Here is a 17,031-nt window from a genome sequence, read left to right as displayed (position 1 = left end):
TTCCGGTTAGCTGGATTGTCGTGGGGCAACGCGTGTTGCGTTCGCCGGTCTGCGATTGCGTCCAGAGGGCCGGATACCGCGTAAAATTAAATGCTTTTTGCCTGCGCGGCCGCGTTGTATGCGGCACGCGGCACGCTACGAATTCGTCATGCGCGCGTTTTGCGCAGATCAGGGGCGGGACTATGAACACGATGCTTTATCCGGAACTTTACAAATCGCTCGAATCGGTCCGATGGGACATGGAAAAGGACATTCCCTGGGACAAGTTCGATGCGTCGCTCCTTACCGATGAGCAGGCCGCGACCATCAAGATGAACGCGATCACCGAATGGTCGGCGCTGCCGGCCACGGAAATGTTCCTGCGCGACAACCACCACGACAGCGACTTTTCGGCGTTCATGAGCGTGTGGTTCTTCGAGGAGCAAAAGCATTCGCTCGTGCTCATGGAATACCTGCGCCGCTTCAAGCCGGAAATGGTGCCGACCGAAGAAGAGCTGCACGCCGTGCGCTTCGAGTTCGATCCGGCGCCGCCGCTCGAAACGCTCATGCTGCACTTCTGCGGCGAAATCCGCCTGAACCACTGGTATCGCCGTGCCGCCGAATGGCACACGGAGCCGGTCATCAAGGCCATCTACGAAACGATTTCGCGCGACGAAGCGCGCCACGGCGGCGCTTATCTGCGTTACATGAAGAAGGCGCTCAACAATTTCGGCGACGTCGCGCGCGCGGCGTTTGCGAAGATCGGCGTGCTGATGGCTTCGGCGCGCCGCACCGAAAAGCCGCTGCACCCAACGAACCTGCACGTGAACCAGGCGCTGTTCCCGCGCGACACCGTGCAGTCGCGCCTGCCCGACCCGGAGTGGCTCGAGCGCTGGCTCGACGAGCAGATCCGCTTCGACGACGGCTGGGAAAAGAAGGTGATCGAGCGCATTCTGCACAACCTCTCGATCCTGTTCGAGCGCACGTTCACCACGGCACAGGAACTGAACCGCTATCGCAAGGAAGTGGTGCAGCGCCTGCAGGCCGAGCAAGGCACGCAACAGCCGGCCTGACGCGCCGGGACATCTCGCGTGCGCGTCTTCGTGGCGCGCCGCGACCGGGACGGCCCGAAGCGCTCCTCGCGTGACGGGCCGTTTTCATTGGCGCGTTTGTCGATGACTTGCTCGATTCGATCCGCGCCCATTTTTTATCCGAGCCTCATTCCATGCCCGCTTCCTTCGAACGCAAGATCACGACCCGCGAGGCGCTCGCGCAACTGCGCGCCTCGCTGCCCGGCCCTGTGGTGTTCACCAATGGCGTCTTCGACATCCTGCACCGCGGACACGTCACCTATCTCGCCGATGCGAAGGCGCTGGGCGCCACGCTGATCGTCGGCGTGAATAGCGACGCTTCGGTGAAGAGGCTCGGCAAGGGCGACGACCGCCCCATCAACAACGAGAACGACCGCATGGCGCTGCTGGCGGCGCTGGAGAGCGTGGACTGGGTCGTTCAGTTCGGCGAGCAAACGCCCGTCGAACTGATCGGGGCCGTGCGTCCGGACATTCTCGTGAAGGGCGGCGACTACGACATGGACGCGCTGCCCGAGTCGGCGCTGGTGCGCGGCTGGGGCGGGCGCGCGCTCGCGATCGCCTTCGAGCACGACCGCTCCACGACAAAGCTGCTGCAGAAAGTGCGCGCGCAGGAAGGATCGAAGTAAGTTTCGACCTACGTCCGCCCCGTGTGGCGGACGATGCAGAACCGGCCGGAGGCCGGGCCGCCCAACGCTTGGGCGCGCCCGATCTCCGGCCGGTTGCGTTTGAAGCGCCGATTACTGCGTGAGGGTCGACGCCCGTACCGCCGGGTCCGCTACGGGGCCGCCGACGGTCGGCACGTCTGCCGATTCGGAGGGCCGGATCGCCTTCACCACGAGCCGCTCGGGGTGGATCTGCCGGTTCAGGTGCTGGGTTTCGCGCGTACCCGACGAGGGTGTCGGGCCAAACACGCCGCCAATGGCCGCAAAGGCCAGCCCGTTGGCGAGAATCAGAATGGCGATCAGCCAGCGCAGCATCGTGTGAAGCTCCTTCGAAATCGTTCGTTCAGTTTCAGGGCCAGATGTTGGCAGTGCGTGGGTCGCCCGCGCCTCAGGACTGTGCCGCGATGAGCGCCAGGCCCGACAGCACCAGTGCATCGTGGCGAGTATGCGGCACCTTGAGCGCCGCTGTCACTTCGGCCGCCGCGCCGCCGCTCACCACGAGACGCACCGGCATTCTCCACGCATCCTGCAGATCGGCCCAGGCGCGCTCGATGAGCGCGGCCTGCGCGAGCGCACAGCCCGCCGAGATCGAGCTTCGCGTGTCGGTGGCGAAGGCAATGCCCGGGTGGGCAGCATTCGCCATGCCGCCGGCGACCACGGGCAGTTGCGCGGTGTGCTCGCCGAGCGAGCGCATCATGAGCGTGAAGCCCGGCGCGATCATGCCGCCAACGAACGTGCCGTCGGCGCGCAGTGCTTCGAGCGTGGTGGCGGTGCCAAAGGTCGCGATCAGGAGCGGCTCGTCCGGATACGCGGCGTGCGCGCCGATCATGCCGGCCCAGCGGTCGCTGCCGAGCGCATCGGGCGTGGCATAGCTGTTCGTCACGCCGCACTGTTGCGCGCAGGCCCGCACCACGGTGCTCGACAGACCGGGCCAGTGCGCCTCCACCAGCGCGTCGAGGCGTTCGCCGACTCCTGCGCCCGCGACGTTCGAGATCCACGCGCCGGCGGGCCGCGGCAGGGTAGCCCATTGTTCGCTTCCGGCTTCACCGGCGGCGGGCGTGGATTGCGCACCGCCGTCGCGCACATGATCCATCGTTCCCGCATGCAGGCGCGACCCGTCGGGCGCGACGAGCGCCCATTTGATCCGGCTGTTGCCTGCGTCGATCAGGAGGAAAGGGCCGCGGCTCATGCGCCGCTGTCCGCGAGCCGCAGCGACACGTCGCCGGCCGTGACGGTCTCGCGCCCGTTCGGCGTATCGACGAGTAACTGGCCGCGCTCGTCCACGCCTGCCGCCGTGCCGCGCAGCAACTCCTTGCCTTGCTCGTAGATCGCGACCTCACGGCCCGCGTACGCGTGGCACGCGTTCCAGCGCGCCTGGAAGGGCGCGAAGCCCGCCGTGCCGAAGCGTTGCAGTGCCGCTTCGAGTGCGTTCAACTCGGCGGCGAGCGTGTCGGTGAGGTTGGCGTTCGGCCACGCGCGCGAAAGCGCCGTGGGCGTCGTGCCGGGCACGATCGCCGCGCTGCCGCCGGCGGCGTTGAGCGCCTCGACTTTGGCGGCGAGCGCATCTTCGCCGCGCACGTTCGTGCCGATGCCGATCACGACCGCCGTGGCGTCGGCGGTGGCCCAGGCTGTCTCGACGAGGATGCCCACCAGCTTGTCGCCTTCGAGCAGCACGTCATTGGGCCACTTGAGCGCAATCTGTCCGGGCGCGGTCACGGGCAGCGTGCGCAGGCCGTCCACCAATGCCGAGCCGATGGCGAGGCTCAAGCCCGCAAGCCCTTCGATCGGGCGCGGCAGCACGCAGCCGATCGAGAACAGCAGCGCATCGCCGGGCTGCGCGACCCAGGTGCGGCCGCGCCGGCCCCGGCCGGCCGTCTGCAGATAGGCCACGCGCACGATCGGGCGCGCGAGCGCGTCGTGCTTTTGCGGCAGCGCCTTGAGGCGCGCCATGAGGTCGGCGTTGGTCGAGCCGGTTTCCTCGACGATCTCGATGGGCCAGTCGTGCGCGGCCGGGCCGAACAGCGTGATCGCGCGGTTGCGGTCGATGCGCCAGTCGCCGACGCTCGGAATCTCGGGGGTGGGGGGCGTCGCATTCATGTCTCATATTGTAGTGGCTGGGGCGCGGGCAGCAGTCCGCAACGCTGGTTTCGACCCGAAATGTGGGCAATCCACATGCCACCCACAGGCGGCCCACAGGTTATCCACGGAATCGTCCACAGGGTCGAGGGTGCCCGAAGGTGACAATCGCACCGCCGATTGCCGCGCAATTTGCTTACTCTTTAGGCAATTCACAGGTCACCCACAGGCAGTCCACAAGTTATCCAGAGAGTTGCCCACAGTTCGCCTCGGGTCTGAGCGCCGGCCGTGCGCTTTCGGACCGACGAAACGGGGCGCGTTCGCTACAATGTTTGCTCACCCCGTCCGTCGAGTGCTTACCCTTGAATCAAGACACGCCGCCCGGCCTTGAAGTCTCGGCCGGCACCCACGGAAAGACCGTGCGCCTGTCTGGCCAGTGGACAGCGCTCGCGCTCGCGCGCGACCGCGACCAGGGCGGTGCCGCGCGCCGTCTGCGCGAGATCGCCGAAGAGCGCGTAGGCGTTTGGGACCTCTCGGGCGTGGAGCGCATGGACCACGTGGGCGGCCAGGCGCTCTGGCGCGTCTGGGGCCACAAGCTGCCGGCCGATCTCGTCGACCTCACGCAAACGCAGCGCGACATCTTCGAGCGCATCGCGCTGCTCGACTCCGTGCGCGAGCCGGCGGAGCGCATCGTGCGCGTCGATCCGGTCACGCAGCTCGGCCTCGCGATCTTCTCGTTCTTCGACCACCTGTACGGTGGCATCGCCATGTTCGGGCGCGTGATCCTCGATCTGCTGCTCGTCCTGCGCAAGCCCAAGGTCACGCCCTGGATCGAGATTTCGGCGAACGTCTACAACGCCGGCGCGCGCGCACTGCCCATCACGGCGCTCGTGGCGTTTCTGATCGGCATCGTGCTGTCATACCTTTCGGCGCAGCAATTGCGCCTCTTCGGCGCGAACCAGTTCATCGTCAACATCCTTGGCCTCGCGGTGATCCGCGAACTCGGGCCCGTGCTCTCGGCGATTCTCGTGGCGGGGCGCTCGGGCTCGGCCATCACGGCGCAGATCGGCGTGATGCGCGTGACCGAAGAGCTCGACGCCATGCGCGTGATGGGCATCTCGCACGGCCTGCGCCTCATCCTGCCGCGCGTGATCGCGCTGGGCGTCGCGATGCCGCTGCTCGTGATCTGGACCGACATCATTGCGTTGCTAGGCGGCGCGATCGCGGCGAAGATCGTGTTGGGCATCGACATTTCGTGGTTCATGCGCTCGATGCCCAGCGTCGTGCCGATCGCCAACGTGTGGATCGGCCTCGGCAAAGGAGTGGCGTTCGGCATGCTGGTGGCGATCGTGGGCTGTCACTTCGGCTTTCGCATCAAGGCGAATTCGCAGAGCCTGGGCGAGGGCACGACCACGTCGGTCGTCACGTCGATCACGATCGTGATCCTTGCCGACGCCGTATTCGCGATCCTGTTCCAGAACGTGGGGCTTTCATGAGCACGACTGGCACGACGGTTACGACGATCGAGACGAAAACGACCGGCACGATCACCACGCCGCTCAAGGAGGTCGCGCAGGATCTGCCGCTGCCGACCATCGGCGAGCCGGTGATCGAGGTCCACAATCTCTCGAAGCGCTACGGGCGCAACGTCGTCCATCAGCATCTGAACCTGGAAATTCGCCGCGGCGAGATCGTCACGCTGGTGGGCGGCTCGGGCTCGGGCAAGACCACGCTCGTGCGCCAGATCCTCGGGCTCGAGAAGCCGACCTCGGGCTCCATCAAGATGTTCGGCGAGAACATTTCGACCATCGACCCCGAGCACGCCCGCCTCATGCGCACGCGCACCGGCATGCTGTTCCAGCAAGGCGCGCTGTTCTCGTCGCTCACGGTGTTCGACAACATCGCCCAGCCCGTGCGCGAGCTCGGCAAGGTGCCGGCCGCCCTGCTGCGCGACATCGTGATGCTCAAGCTCGAAATGGTCGGGCTGCCCTGCAAGCACGCCTCGAAAATGCCGGCCGCGCTGTCGGGCGGCATGATCAAGCGCGTGGGCCTCGCGCGCGCGATCGTGCTGGAGCCGGAGCTGCTCTTTCTCGACGAGCCCACGGCCGGGCTCGACCCGCGCTCGTCCGACGAAGTGGTGGACCTCATCAGCACGCTGCACCGGGCGTTGGGGCTCACCGTGGTGCTCGTCACGCACGACCTCGACGCCATGGTCGCGCTCTCCACGCGCGTGGCCGTGCTGGCCGAGCGCCGGGTGCTCGTGGCGGCGCCCGTGGAGGAGGCCGCGAGCGTCGATCATCCCTTCATCCGCGAGTACTTTCTGGGCATGCGCGGTCGCCGCGCGCTCCAGGCGCTGCCGCCCGAACGGCGCGCGAAGCTGCCGCCGGCGGCGCTCGCTCCCGCAGCCGTGGGGTACAAGCCGTGGTAGGGCCTGTGCACGCCTCTATCCGGCCTGACCGGCTCAACCGGCGCGCCGCGGCCGCCAAAGAAGGAATCTGACGATGGAAAACAAACCGCATGCGTTCTGGGCGGGCATGTTCACGATAGGCCTGCTCATCGTGATCGCGCTTGTCGTCATCTTCTTCAGCGCCGACCGCTCCGTACGCGTGCCGTACGACCTCATTTCGCGCTCGAGCGTGACGGGCCTCTATCCGGACGCGGCGGTGCGTTTTCGCGGTATCGACGTGGGCAAGGTGCAGTCGATCAAGTTCGATACCCAGCATCCGGGCCAGATCCGCATTCGCATTCTCGTCGACCAGAAGGCGCCGATGACGCGCTCCACCTTCGGCTCGCTCGCGCTGCAGGGCGTGACGGGCATCGCGTTCGTGCAGCTCGACGACAACGGCATCGACCTCTCGCCGCTGCATTCTTCCCCGGCGCACGTGGCCGAGCTGCCGCTGCGCCCGGGCTTGCTCGACCAGCTCCAGCGCCGCGGCGACGCGCTCCTGCGCAAACTCGACAACATTGCCGGCGATATCGACGAGATGCTCTCCGAAGACAATCGCAAGCAGGTGATGCAGGCCGTGAACAGCCTGCAGCAGGCCGCGAGCAGCGTGAACGTGCTCGCTGAGCAGCTCCAGCCCGCGACGAAGCAGCTGCCGGGCGCGGTGACGGAGCTGCAGCACACGCTGCAGTCGACCAACACGCTCATCACGAGCATGAACCGCCCGGACGGCCCGTTCCAGACCAACCTCAACAAGGCCGGCACGGCGGCGGCCCAGGCGGGCGCGGCGCTCACCTCGATCGACGTCTCGATCCAGGACCTGTCGGCGCGCGTGGGCTACGACACGCTGCCACGCGTCGACTCGCTCACCGACGACGTGCGCTCGGCCATGCGCTCCGTGGACCGTGCGGCGGGCACTTTCAGCACGAGCCCGCGCAGCGTGCTGTTCGGCGGCGCGCCGCAGCCGGCGCCCGGGCCCGGCGAGCCGGGCTTTGCGTGGCCGTCGGCTGCAGGGACGAAGTAGGCCGCGCCACCGCCTTAGCGACACTATTCGATGTACTTTCGCGCGGCGCATGCGCCGCGCGCCAGAGAAGGAAACGCAATGTCACGCACATCACGCCTGCCACGATCGATGCAATGCCCCGCAACCGCCGGCTCGGCCTGGCTGGCGGCGCTCGCGCTCGGTGCGCTCCTCGCCGCCTGCGCGGGCAGTCCGTCTTCGATCAACGAGGCTCGCTACGACCTCGGGCTGCAGTCGTCGCAGGAAGCGCAGGGCGCGCAGGCCGGCCCGGCAGTGCCTGGCGTGCCGGGTGCCAGGCCGCTGCTGAAGGTGCTGGCGGTGAGCGCGCCGCCGCCGCTCGATAACGACGGCATCCTCTACCGGATGAATTTCGACTCGCAGCGCACGGCGCGCTACGCGAACAGCCGCTGGACGATGTCGCCCGCGCGGCTGCTCACGGAACACCTGCGCACGTCGCTCGGCGCGCACGCGACGGTGCTCGCGGGCGGCGACGCCGTGCAGGCGCCGATGCTCAAGGTCGAACTGTATGAGTTCGAGCAGGTGTTCGAGAGCCCGACGCAAAGCGCGGGTGTGCTGGCTGCGCGCGCAACGCTCATGCAGGGCGGCAAGGTGCTGGCGCAGCGCTCGTTCGCCACGCGCGCACCGGCGCCCACGCCGGATGCCGCGGGCGGTGTGCGAGCGCTGCAGGCGGCCAGCGACGATTTCGCCAATCAGCTGGGCGCGTGGCTGAGCACGCAGTCGTTCGCGGGCACGCCTTGAGGGACGTGGACAGGCGTCGCGCGATAACAGTGCGCGGAGCGGCATTGGGGGCAAGGGCGGGATAGCGGATGATCGAAGCGGGACGGCTCCGGCTGCGCGCCCCGCAAGGCGGGCGGCGCGGGATGGACGGCGACGAGGGTGGCCAAAGTGGTGGCCAAAGCGGTGGTCAAAACAGCGGCCAGGGCGCTGGCGACGAACGCGGTGCGATCGCCGGCGGCGACACGCCCGCGCCCGCGGCATCATCGGCATCGCCAGCCGCCGCACGCGAGCCGCTGCCGCGCCAGGCCTCGACGCTCTCGCGTCAGGCGCTCGCGCTTTACACCGCACTGATCGTCTACGGCTCGTGGTATCCGTTCACCGGCTGGCGCTCGCTCGGCCTCAGTCCCTTCGCCTATCTCGGCGATCCGTGGCCGCGCTACTGGACGGTTTTCGACATCGTCACCAACGTGCTCGGCTATATGCCGTTCGGCGCGCTCGTCGTGCTCGCCGCGTGGCCGCGCTGGCGTGGTTTTCTCGCGGTGCTGCTCGCCGCCATTGCGGGCACGCTGCTCTCGGGCGTCATGGAGGCCGTGCAGACCTGGCTGCCCACGCGCGTGGCGTCCAATCTCGATCTCGCCTCGAATGCGCTCGGCGCGTTGCTTGGCGCGCTCGTGGCGGCGCCCGCCACCGGCGCGCTGCTCGAGCGCGGCTTCCTGCGCCGCCTGCGCTTTCGCTGGTTCGAGCGCGACGCGGCCGTGCTGATGGTGCTCGCGGCGCTCTGGCCGTTCGCGACGATGTACCCCACGCCGCGCCTCTTTGGCCTCGGCGAGTGGGCGCGCGCGCTCTGGCAGCGCCTCGACGGCTCGATGCAGGACGCCGTGCTCGCCTGGACGCCCGCCGCCTGGCATCTGCGCTCGCTGCCCGACATGCTCGCCGCGCGCCTGCCCGATAGCGGCTGGGAAGCGATCGTCACGACGCTGAACCTGTTCGGCGCGGCGGCGTTCGCGACGCTCCCCATGCGCTCGCGGGCGCCGCGCGCGCGGCTCGTCATCGCGCTGATCGTGGTGACGCTCGTCGTCAAGGTAGGTGCGACCTTTCTGCAGTCGCAAAGCGGCCTCATCTTCGACTGGGCAACGCCGGGGGCGCTCGCGGGCCTCGTGTGGGGCACGCTGCTCGCGTTTCTCGCCTTGCGCCTGCCGCGCGCCGTGCGCGCAGCGGCGGCGACGCTCGCGCTCGCGGTGGCACTCGTGTTCGTGAACGTGTTGCCCGTGAACCCGTACTTCGACGTCGTGCTCGCGGACTGGCGGCAGGGCCGCTACCTGCACTTCAACGGCCTCGCACGCTGGCTCGCATGGACGTGGCCCTGGGCTGCGCTCGCGTGGACGGCGTTCTCGCTCGAACGCGCGTGGCTCGTGCGGCGCGCGCGCCGCGCCGCGAAGCGCGCTCGCCACGACCGGTGAGGGCGCGCGGCGCTCGCCTGAGCGTTCACGCCGCGCTCGTTATAATCGACCGGATCGCCGCGCAGCCACGCTCGCGCGCCACGCATTCTATTGCCGCCAAGGCGGGCCACACGCTTTCAGCAAGCCTGCGCTCACTGCACGACACTCACCGGTGCCCCACGCCATGACCGATTCGTTCTACAAGTACCACGTCTTTTTCTGCCTGAACCAGCGCGACCCCGGCGCGGACCGCCCGAGCTGCGCGAATTGCAACGCACAGGCCATGCAGGAGTACGCGAAGAAGCGCGTGAAGCAGCTGGGTCTCGCAGGCCCGGGCCAGGTGCGCATCAACAAGGCGGGCTGTCTCGACCGCTGCGAGGAGGGCCCGGCCGTCGTCGTGTACCCGGAAGGCACGTGGTACACGTACATCGACGAGAGCGACATCGACGAAATCGTCGTCTCGCATCTGCAGAACGGCCAGGTGGTCGAGCGCCTGAAGATCGATCGCTGATCGACCCCGATGCTCGGCCCAAAAGTACCCGTAAGGACTGCCGCACGATGAACGCCCAGACACAAAAATTCCAGATCGACGGTCCCGTCGGCAAGATCGAATGCGCGCTCGACGTGCCCGACGCCGGCACGACGCCGCGCGGCATTGCGCTCGTCGCGCATCCGCATCCGCTCTTTGGCGGCACGATGGACAACAAGGTCGCGCAAACGCTCGCGCGCACCCTCGTGCAGCTCGGCTACACGACCTATCGCTCGAACTTTCGCGGCGTGGGCGAAACGGCGGGCACGCACGACAACGGCATCGGCGAACAGGACGACCTGCTCGAACTCATCGCTTACATGCGCGCGCAACCGGGCCAGGCCGAGGTGCCGCTCGTGCTCGCGGGCTTTTCGTTCGGCACCTTCGTGCTCTCGCACGTCGCGAAGCGCTATCTCGAAGCGGGCGGCGCGATCGAGCGCATGGTGTTCGTCGGGACTGCCGCGAGCCGGTGGGAAGTCGCGCCCGTGCGCGACGACACGCTCGTGATCCACGGCGAACTCGACGACACCGTGCCCATTCTCTCGGTGTACGAATGGGCGCGTCCGCAGGAATTGCCCATCGTCGTGATTCCGGGGGCAGAACATTTCCTGCACCGCAAGCTGCATATCCTGAAGCGCGTCATCGTCGAAGCGTGGCGCTGATGTGTCGGGCCTGCTGTTTCGGGGCCCGATGCAAGCCGTTCGTCACCTCGCGTATGCCGGGCGAAATGCGTGAAAAATGCACGACAGGTATGCGCAAACGTGTGACATCGCGAAAATTCGCCACGACGTGACGCGTATAATGTTCGCCAATTTTGTGCTTGCTGCGCCGCGACCGGCGCATGCACGGCACCCGCATTCCGGCTTTCCCCGACCGTGCGCCGCATGGCGCGCTACGTTCATCCCGTCCCAATTCCGCCCGACCTGAACCTATGCGTTTTCTCTCCTCTGGCCAACCGTCTTCTTTCGTTCCTTCCTCCATCGTTCGCAATGTCACGCTCGCAGCGCTGTTGCCCGCCTCGTTTCTGGCGAGCGCGAGCGCGTTTGCGCAGGTGCCGCCTCCTGGCGTGAATGCGCGCTCGTGGGTGCTCGTCGATGCCACCGCGAACCAGGTGCTCGCCTCCGGCAACGCCGATGAGCGCGTCGAGCCCGCATCGCTCACGAAGCTCATGACCGCGTACCTCGTGTTCGAGGCGCTGCAGAGCAAGAAGATCTCGATGGATCAGGTCATCGAGCCAAGCGAAGCCGTGCGCCGCGTGAGGAACGACGAGTCGCGCATGTTCATCGAAGCGAACAAGCCGGTCTCGGTGCACGATCTCGTCTACGGCATGATCGTGCAGTCGGGTAACGACGCGGCCATCGCGCTGGCCGAACTCGTGGGCGGCAGCGAGGCGAACTTCGTCAACATGATGAACGCCGAAGCGCAGAAGCTCGGCATGACGCACACGCACTTCGCCGATGTGAACGGCATGCCCGACCCGAATCACTACACGACGGCCGGCGACCTCGCCACGCTCTCCGCGCGCCTGATTCGCGACTATCCCGAGTACTACGAAATCTTCTCGGTCAAGGAATTCAAGTACAACAACATCAAGCAGCCGAACCGCAACCGCCTGCTGTGGATCGACCCGACGGTCGACGGCCTGAAGACCGGCCACACGCAAGCCGCGGGCTACTGCCTGATCGCGTCGGCCAAGCGTCCGCTCGCGGGCGGCGGCAACCGCCGTCTCGTCTCGGTGATGATGGGCGAGCAGAAGGAACACGATCGCGTGCAGGACAGCCTGAAGATGCTGAACTACGGCTATAGCGCGTACGACACCACGCGCATCTATCAGGCGAACCAGGCCGTGGCGACGCCGCGCATCTACAAGGGCACGCTCGACGCCGTGAAGGTCGGCGTGCAGAAGGATCAGTTCGTCACGCTGCCCAAGGGCGCCGCCGACAAGGCCAAGCCGCAGGTCGAACTCAACAGCCCGCTGATCGCGCCGCTCGCGGTTGGCCAGCAGGTCGGCTCGGCGAAGTTCGTGGGCGCGGACGGCAAGGTGCTCGCGCAGGTTCCGCTCGTCGCGCTCGAAGCCGTGCCGCAGGCCGGTGTCGTCGGCCGCGTGTGGGATTCGCTCATGCTCATGGTCAACAAGAAGAAGTCATGACGCCCGCTTCAGCGACGCAGGCGGGCGAGCCGCTCGTCTGGCTCAACGGTGAAATGACGCCGCTTTCCGAGGCGCGCATTCCCGTGCTCGACCGCGGCTTCATCTTCGGCGATGGCATCTACGAAGTCGTGCCCGTCTATGCGCTCGCTGATGGTGAAGGCACGGTGCGCGTGCCGTTTCGCATCGCGCAGCATCTCGCGCGTCTGAGGCGCTCGCTCGAGAAAGTCGCCATTGCGAATCCGTTCGACGAAGCGGGCTGGCGCGCGCTCCTCGCGCGTCTGATCGCGGCGAACGAAGCCGCGGGCACGCTCGCACGCGATGCGCACGCCAACTTATACGTGCAGGTGACGCGCGGCGTGGCGCCGCGCGGCCACGCATTTCCGGCGGCGGCCACGCCGACCGTGTTCGCGATGGTCAATCCGCTCAAGCTGCCAGGTGTTGCGCAGCGCGAGCACGGCGTGCGCTGTGTGACGGCTGAAGACAAGCGCTGGCTGAATTGCGACATCAAATCGACCTCGCTGCTCGGCAACGTGCTGATGGCGCAGCACGCGGCGGAAAACGACGCGTTCGAAACGATCCAGCTGCGCGACGGCTGGCTCACCGAAGCGTCTTCGTCGAACGTGTGGGTCGTGAAGGGCGGCGCGCTCTTTGCGCCGCCGCGCAGCAACCGCATTCTCGAAGGCATTCGTTATGGCCTGATCGAGGAGCTGGCCGAGGCATGCAGCGTGCGCTTCGAAGCGCGCGAAATCGCCGAAGCCGAACTGCGCGAGGCGGACGAGATTCTCGTGACCTCGGCAACGAAGGAAGTGCTGGCGGTCGTCGCGCTCGACGGCAAGCCGGTAGGCGGCGGCAAGCCGGGCCCGGTCTATGCCGCGCTCTATGCGGCGTACCAGCGCGCGAAGCAACGCGAGGCGCAGGCTTTGCGCGCATCGGCCACCGAGCTACAGGAAGTGGAGAAATGAACGTGACACAACTGGCAAACAACCCCGCAGCGAAAGAATCGCTGATCGAATTCCCCTGCGACTTCCCCATCAAGGTGATGGGCAAGACGCATCCGGAATTCCAGGACACCATCGTGACGGTGCTGCGCGAATTCGACGGCGGCTTCGACGCCACGACCATCGAGACGCGTCCTTCGAGCGGTGGCAACTACACGGGCCTCACTGTGACGGTGCGCGCCACGAGCCAGGCGCATCTCGACGACATCTATCGAGCCCTCACCGGGCATCCGATGGTAAAGATCGTGCTGTAAGCGAGCAGAAGGCGTTCGAACGAAAAGGGCCGCAACGTGCGGCCCTTTTTGCATCGGGTGCCTGGCGGGTCGTCAAGGCGCGTCGCCCACGCGCGCGCGTTGCGCCGCCGCGGCGGCCGTCATCAGCGGACCGGCTTCGCAGGCGTCCTCGTAGAGCCGCCGAAAGCGCGCGACCTCGTCGAACACCCAGTCGCGGAACGCCTGGACGCGCGCGGTCTGCATGCGTTGCGGCGGGCAGATGAAGTAGTAGCGCCACGGGCTGGGGCCGTCGATGTCCTTGAAGAGGCGCACGAGACGCCCGAGCGTGATCTCGTGCGTGGCGAGCGAGCGGCGCACGAGCGCGATGCCCTGGCCGTCCATGGCAGCCTGCAGCAGGTTCGAGGAGTCCTGATAGAGCACGCCGCGCTTCGGTTCGTGCAGGTCCTGGAGGCCCGCGGCGTCGAACCACGGCCGCCAGAGTTCGTCGTCCGAGCGCAGGAGCGGCAGCTTCGCGAGTTCGCGCGGGTCGGTGGGCAGCTTGCCGCCGTTGAAATCGGGCGAGCAGGCGGGAAAGAAGATCTCGTCGAGCAGCAGTTCGGCGTGCAGCCCCGGATAGTGCCCGTAGCCGAAGCGGATGGCGACATCGACATCGTCGCGCGCGAAGTCGGTGAGCGAATTCGTCGATTGCAGCTCGACGTCCCATTGCGGATGCGCCTCGATGAAGCGGCCGATGCGCGGCGTGACCCAGCGCGCCGCGAACGACGACAGCATCGAAACCACGAGCCGCCGGTCGCGGTCGCCGGCGCGGATCTCCTGGGTGGCGTGCGCCAGCTGGTTGAGCGCGTCGCGCACCTGGCCGGCGTAGCGGCGGCCGGTGTCGGTCACGCGCACGCGTTTGCCGTCGCGGGCGAAGAGCGCCACGCCCAGCTCCGCTTCGAGCGCGCGGATCTGGTGGCTCACCGCGCCGTGCGTGACGAAGAGTTCGTCGGCGGCGCGCGAGAAGCTTTCATGGCGGGCGGCGGCTTCGAAGGCCTTGAGCGCGTTCAGCGCAGGTAGCTGGCGCAGATCCATATCGTATTTTTTCTCACATAGCCGTGAAAATTGATCGTTTTGCTCGATCCCTTATGGTGTCTACGATTGTAGCTATCGAAGCAGGTCATTCGGAGTCGAAAATGAGAGAAATTTCTTCGGATATCACGTTTGAAGTGGCGGCCGATCAAACGGCCTCAGTGCGCGTCACGCGCAGCACGCGGCTGACCGTGAAGTGCGGCACCGTCTGGGTCACGCGCAGCGACGATACCGCCGACTACTGGCTCGAGCCCGGCCACACGCTGCGGCTGCGGCGCGGCGAGCGCCTGTGGATCGGTGCGGAAGGCGGCGCCCCCGCGTGGGTGGGGTTCGCGGCGCCGGCGCGCCTGAGTGAGCGCGTGGTCGACCTGGCCGCACGCGCCGCACAGCGCGCAGGCGTTCACATCGGCGACGGCTGGCGCACGGTTTGACCTGACGGCCAGTCATTGAAAGACGGCGGCGATGGGAGACAACCCACCGCCGCCGTTATCCGTAGCATGCCCGGCGCGCTCGTCCCGAATTCGGTAAACTCCCGGAATCATGTGCGCCACCCCGGTTTCACCCTCGCCAATCCCTTCCGACCCCGGTACAACCGCGGCCGCGTCCCAAACGGCAAGTTCGCCCATCGTCGTGCGCTGGCGCGGCAACGAGGCTTATCAGACGAGCTTCGACGCCATGCGCGAGTTCACGGCCGCCCGTGACGCCAGGACGCCCGACGAAATCTGGCTCGTCGAGCATCCGCCCGTCTTCACGCTCGGCCAGGCCGGCAAGCCCGAGCACCTGCTCGTAGCGAACAGCGGCATCCCGCTCGTACAGATCGATCGCGGCGGGCAGATCACGTATCACGGGCCGGGCCAGGTGGTGGCCTACCTGCTGCTCGACCTGCGGCGCAGGAAGCTGATGGTGCGCGAGCTCGTCACGCTCATCGAGGACGCCGTGATCGAAACAATGGCGGCGTATAATCTCGCGGGCGAGCGAAAGGCCGGCGCGCCCGGCATTTACGTGCCGCAGGACGCCAGCGGCGCAAGCGCCGCGCACCCGGGCGCGAAAGTCGCCGCCCTCGGGCTGAAGATCCGCAACGGCTGCAGCTATCACGGCGTGAGCCTGAACGTGTCAATGGATCTGAACCCATTTCTCGCGATCAATCCGTGTGGATACGCCGGTCTCGAAACCGTCGACATGGCCACGCTGGGTGTCGAGGCGAGCTGGCGCGACGTCGCCGCCACGCTGGCGGCGCGACTCGAGGCGAATCTCGCGGCGCACGCAGCAACACTTCTCGCGGCGGCCGAAGCGGCTGCCACAGACCCTTCAGCCGAAGCTGCCGGAATGAACCCGGCCGCAGAGGCGGCTGAAAAGGAAGCGACCGCTTACGCGGCCGCGATGGACCCGGCCGAAGCGGCCGTCTCAGGCGGGCAACCGCCGCAACCGCAGGCTGGCGTTGCACCGGCGGCCTGACTGGATCGAAAGCATGACTGACATCACTGCGAACCCCGCTGGCACCAACGCCGACGCCGTTCCCTACGACGCCACCGCAAAACAGAAGGCGCAGGCCAAGACCTCGCGCATTCCGATCAAGGTCATTCCCATCGAGAAGCTCAAGAAGCCCGAGTGGATCCGCGTGAAGGCGGCCACGGGCAACTCGCGCTTCTACGAAATCAAGAACATCCTGCGCGAGCACAACCTGCACACGGTCTGCGAGGAAGCGAGCTGCCCGAACATCGGCGAATGCTTCGGCAAAGGCACCGCGACGTTCATGATCATGGGCGACAAGTGCACGCGCCGCTGCCCGTTCTGCGACGTCGGCCACGGCCGCCCCGATCCGCTCGATCCGGATGAACCGGCAAACCTCGCGCGCACCATCGGCGCGCTCAAGCTCAAGTACGTCGTGATCACGAGCGTGGACCGCGACGACCTGCGCGACGGCGGCGCCGGCCACTTCACGGAGTGCATCCGCCAGGTGCGCGAGCAGTCGCCCGAAACGCGTATCGAGATTCTCACGCCGGACTTCCGCGGCCGTCTCGACCGCGCGCTGCAGATCCTCAACGCCGCGCCGCCGGATGTGATGAACCACAATCTCGAAACGGTGCCGCGCCTCTACAAGGAAGCGCGCCCGGGTTCGGACTACGCGCACTCGCTCAAGCTGCTCAAGGACTTCAAGGCACTGCATCCCGAAGTCGCGACGAAGTCGGGCCTGATGGTGGGCCTCGGCGAAACCGAAGACGAAATTCTTCAGGTGATGCGCGATTTGCGCGCGCACGACGTCGACATGCTGACGATCGGCCAGTACCTGCAGCCCTCGGAGCACCATCTGCCGGTGCGTTCGTACGTGCATCCCGACACGTTCAAGATGTACGAGGAAGAGGCGTACAAGATGGGCTTCACGCACGCGGCCGTTGGCGCGATGGTGCGTTCGAGCTATCACGCCGATCTGCAGGCGCATGGGGCAGGGGTGGTTTAAACAACTCCCCGCTTCTCGCAAGCACGCAATCGAAAAGCCCGCTGAAAAGCGGGCTTTTTGCTTTGCGCCGCGCTCGAACAGCGCGACACACGCATCGATTCCAGCACCATCCACCTCAACGCGAAAAGCAATGCTTCAGCAGCGTCA

The 17,031-nt window shown here is 67.0% G+C and carries 18 protein-coding genes and 1 pseudogene; 15 read left to right on the top strand and 4 right to left on the bottom strand.

Translation table 11 applies throughout. The features are described 5' to 3' along the window. Window positions 1–182: 182 nt before the first annotated feature. Together M3A49_RS19980 and rfaE2 are read left to right on the top strand one after the other, a co-directional pair. Window positions 183–1,052: an acyl-ACP desaturase gene (locus tag M3A49_RS19980; protein ID WP_028201777.1), complete on the top strand. Its 870-nt coding sequence runs from the start codon at window positions 183–185 to the stop codon at window positions 1,050–1,052. A 152-nt stretch (window positions 1,053–1,204) separates the two neighbouring features. After that, complete coding sequence (rfaE2, locus tag M3A49_RS19975; protein ID WP_254352588.1) at window positions 1,205–1,696, top strand: D-glycero-beta-D-manno-heptose 1-phosphate adenylyltransferase; 492 nt, start codon at window positions 1,205–1,207, stop codon at window positions 1,694–1,696. Window positions 1,697–1,807: 111 nt separating this feature from the next. Here the strand turns inward: rfaE2 and M3A49_RS19970 are convergent, their stop codons facing one another. From M3A49_RS19970 to M3A49_RS19960, 3 genes are all read right to left on the bottom strand, one after another. Further along, the gene (locus M3A49_RS19970; protein WP_254352587.1) at window positions 1,808–2,047 is read right to left on the bottom strand and encodes a hypothetical protein; all 240 of its coding nucleotides are present in this window, start codon (window positions 2,045–2,047) and stop codon (window positions 1,808–1,810) included. A 73-nt stretch (window positions 2,048–2,120) separates the two neighbouring features. Continuing rightward, the gene (locus M3A49_RS19965; protein WP_266230369.1) at window positions 2,121–2,921 is read right to left on the bottom strand and encodes a type III pantothenate kinase; all 801 of its coding nucleotides are present in this window, start codon (window positions 2,919–2,921) and stop codon (window positions 2,121–2,123) included. Beyond that, complete coding sequence (locus M3A49_RS19960; protein ID WP_266230368.1) at window positions 2,918–3,829, bottom strand: biotin--[acetyl-CoA-carboxylase] ligase; 912 nt, start codon at window positions 3,827–3,829, stop codon at window positions 2,918–2,920. The genes M3A49_RS19965 and M3A49_RS19960 overlap by 4 nt, the downstream gene beginning before the upstream one ends. A 341-nt stretch (window positions 3,830–4,170) precedes the next feature. On the opposite strand from M3A49_RS19960, the gene M3A49_RS19955 reads away from it, so the two are divergent. The 10 genes from M3A49_RS19955 (at window position 4,171) to M3A49_RS19910 (ending at window position 13,379) form a co-directional block, all read left to right on the top strand. Beyond that, window positions 4,171–5,304: an MlaE family ABC transporter permease gene (locus tag M3A49_RS19955; protein WP_266230367.1), complete on the top strand. Its 1,134-nt coding sequence runs from the start codon at window positions 4,171–4,173 to the stop codon at window positions 5,302–5,304. A 50-nt stretch (window positions 5,305–5,354) separates the two neighbouring features. Then, window positions 5,355–6,236 (top strand): ABC transporter ATP-binding protein, encoded by an 882-nt coding sequence (locus tag M3A49_RS19950; RefSeq protein WP_375541678.1) that lies wholly within the window; start codon window positions 5,355–5,357, stop codon window positions 6,234–6,236. Between the two features lie 73 nt (window positions 6,237–6,309). Next, window positions 6,310–7,275: an MlaD family protein gene (locus M3A49_RS19945; protein WP_266230366.1), complete on the top strand. Its 966-nt coding sequence runs from the start codon at window positions 6,310–6,312 to the stop codon at window positions 7,273–7,275. A gap of 78 nt (window positions 7,276–7,353) precedes the next feature. Next, window positions 7,354–8,031, top strand: coding sequence for an ABC-type transport auxiliary lipoprotein family protein (locus M3A49_RS19940; protein WP_266230365.1), 678 nt, complete (start codon window positions 7,354–7,356; stop codon window positions 8,029–8,031). Between the two features lie 68 nt (window positions 8,032–8,099). Next, window positions 8,100–9,470 carry a VanZ family protein gene (locus M3A49_RS19935; protein ID WP_266230363.1) on the top strand — a complete coding sequence of 457 codons (1,371 nt, stop codon included), beginning with the start codon at window positions 8,100–8,102 and terminating at the stop codon, window positions 9,468–9,470. Window positions 9,471–9,633: 163 nt separating this feature from the next. Continuing rightward, window positions 9,634–9,960 (top strand): (2Fe-2S) ferredoxin domain-containing protein, encoded by a 327-nt coding sequence (locus M3A49_RS19930; RefSeq protein WP_069265095.1) that lies wholly within the window; start codon window positions 9,634–9,636, stop codon window positions 9,958–9,960. Between the two features lie 47 nt (window positions 9,961–10,007). Beyond that, window positions 10,008–10,640 carry an alpha/beta hydrolase gene (locus M3A49_RS19925; protein ID WP_266230360.1) on the top strand — a complete coding sequence of 211 codons (633 nt, stop codon included), beginning with the start codon at window positions 10,008–10,010 and terminating at the stop codon, window positions 10,638–10,640. 269 nt (window positions 10,641–10,909) lie between these two features. Then, window positions 10,910–12,127 carry a D-alanyl-D-alanine carboxypeptidase family protein gene (locus M3A49_RS19920; RefSeq protein WP_266230358.1) on the top strand — a complete coding sequence of 406 codons (1,218 nt, stop codon included), beginning with the start codon at window positions 10,910–10,912 and terminating at the stop codon, window positions 12,125–12,127. Further along, on the top strand, window positions 12,124–13,089 hold the full coding sequence (locus M3A49_RS19915) for a D-amino acid aminotransferase (protein ID WP_266230356.1): 966 nt from the start codon (window positions 12,124–12,126) through the stop codon (window positions 13,087–13,089). Before M3A49_RS19920 ends, M3A49_RS19915 begins: the two co-directional genes overlap by 4 nt. Beyond that, window positions 13,086–13,379 carry a DUF493 family protein gene (locus M3A49_RS19910; protein ID WP_266230355.1) on the top strand — a complete coding sequence of 98 codons (294 nt, stop codon included), beginning with the start codon at window positions 13,086–13,088 and terminating at the stop codon, window positions 13,377–13,379. Before M3A49_RS19915 ends, M3A49_RS19910 begins: the two co-directional genes overlap by 4 nt. A 72-nt stretch (window positions 13,380–13,451) precedes the next feature. On the opposite strand, the gene M3A49_RS19905 is transcribed toward M3A49_RS19910, so the two are convergent. Next, entirely contained in the window at window positions 13,452–14,429 is a 978-nt protein-coding gene (locus M3A49_RS19905) for a transcriptional regulator GcvA (protein WP_266230353.1), read from the bottom strand. Window positions 14,430–14,530: 101 nt separating this feature from the next. Between M3A49_RS19905 and M3A49_RS19900 the strand changes: the two genes are divergently transcribed. The 3 genes and pseudogenes from M3A49_RS19900 (at window position 14,531) to lipA (ending at window position 16,884) form a co-directional block, all read left to right on the top strand. Next, window positions 14,531–14,857, top strand: a complete 327-nt coding sequence (locus M3A49_RS19900) for a DUF2917 domain-containing protein (protein WP_028201793.1) — start codon at window positions 14,531–14,533, stop codon at window positions 14,855–14,857. A 109-nt stretch (window positions 14,858–14,966) separates the two neighbouring features. Next, window positions 14,967–15,716: pseudogene (gene lipB, locus M3A49_RS19895) on the top strand (lipoyl(octanoyl) transferase LipB); the annotation flags it as partial. 178 nt (window positions 15,717–15,894) lie between these two features. Next, entirely contained in the window at window positions 15,895–16,884 is a 990-nt protein-coding gene (gene lipA, locus M3A49_RS19890; protein WP_266230348.1) for a lipoyl synthase, read from the top strand. Window positions 16,885–17,031: the final 147 nt, after the last annotated feature.

It is taken from the genome of Paraburkholderia sp. CNPSo 3076 (assembly GCF_026343935.1).
GTDB classification, from domain to species: domain Bacteria; phylum Pseudomonadota; class Gammaproteobacteria; order Burkholderiales; family Burkholderiaceae; genus Paraburkholderia; species Paraburkholderia nodosa.
The sequence above is the reverse complement of the archived record's forward strand: the minus strand, read 5'-3'. Positions and strand labels throughout refer to the sequence as shown.